The 837-nt window shown below is 57.6% G+C and carries 2 protein-coding genes; both read right to left on the reverse strand.

Translation table 11 applies throughout. The features are described 5' to 3' along the window. Positions 1-500, reverse strand: a 500-nt coding sequence (locus EJI01_RS28410; protein WP_126840418.1) for an IS3 family transposase, incomplete at its 3' end; no start/stop codon positions are given. A 2-nt stretch (positions 501-502) separates the two neighbouring features. After that, positions 503-837 (reverse strand): helix-turn-helix domain-containing protein (locus EJI01_RS28415; RefSeq protein ID WP_409513991.1); only part of this gene is annotated, 335 nt, incomplete at its 5' end.

Here is an 837-nt window from a genome sequence, read left to right on the forward strand (position 1 = left end):
AGCATGCTCTCGATCATGGACGGCAACGGGCGCTCCGCGATTTCGTACGAGACGATCTCACGGTTGTATAGGTCCATCACGGGCGAAAGGTAGAGCTTTCGATTGTTGACCTTGAACTCGGTCACGTCCGTCACCCATTTCTCGTTCGGCTGATCGGCAGTGAAATCACGCTGCAGATGGTTGGGTGCCGTCTCGCAAACTGCACCCGCGAAGGCTTGGTAACGCTTGGGCCGAACCAGCGACTTCAGTTGCATCGCGATCATCAGTTTTTGAACCGTCTTGTGGTTGACGGCCCAGCCGGTCCGTTTCAACTCGGCGGTTACGCGGCGGTAGCCGTACCTGCCCCGGTGCCGGTCAAAGATCTCTCGGATCTTGATCTTCAGATCGCAGTGCTTGTCGATGGTCTTGAGAGCCTCCTGTTGATAGTAGAAGCTACTGCGTGGCAGACCAGCAGTCCGCAGCAAACCGGAGAGCGGGAAATGAGGCCTTAGCTCGATCACGATCAGCGTCCTTTCACGGGCACTGAGCGTCTCTTGGCTCGAACCAAGGCCTGCGCTTTTTTTAGGTAGGCGTTCTCCATGCGAAGCTGCTGGACATCGCGTAGCAGTTCCTCCCGGCTGCGCTGATCGTCAGCTGGTGCCTCTTCGTCGGCGCACTGGCGCCGCGTCTTCTTCATAGTCGTCTGCTCTTCTTTCCAGCCGGGTCGCAATGCTAATTCACCGTGGACGGAATACAGCCGCCACCATTCTGCTACTTGGCTGCGACGCCTGACGTTAAAAAGCGCCGCGGCCTGGTTGGATGAAAGTCCTTCTTCGCTCATGCGTCGGAGGACCTCCA

It is taken from the genome of Variovorax sp. MHTC-1 (assembly GCF_003984645.1).
Taxonomy (GTDB): domain Bacteria; phylum Pseudomonadota; class Gammaproteobacteria; order Burkholderiales; family Burkholderiaceae_C; genus Variovorax.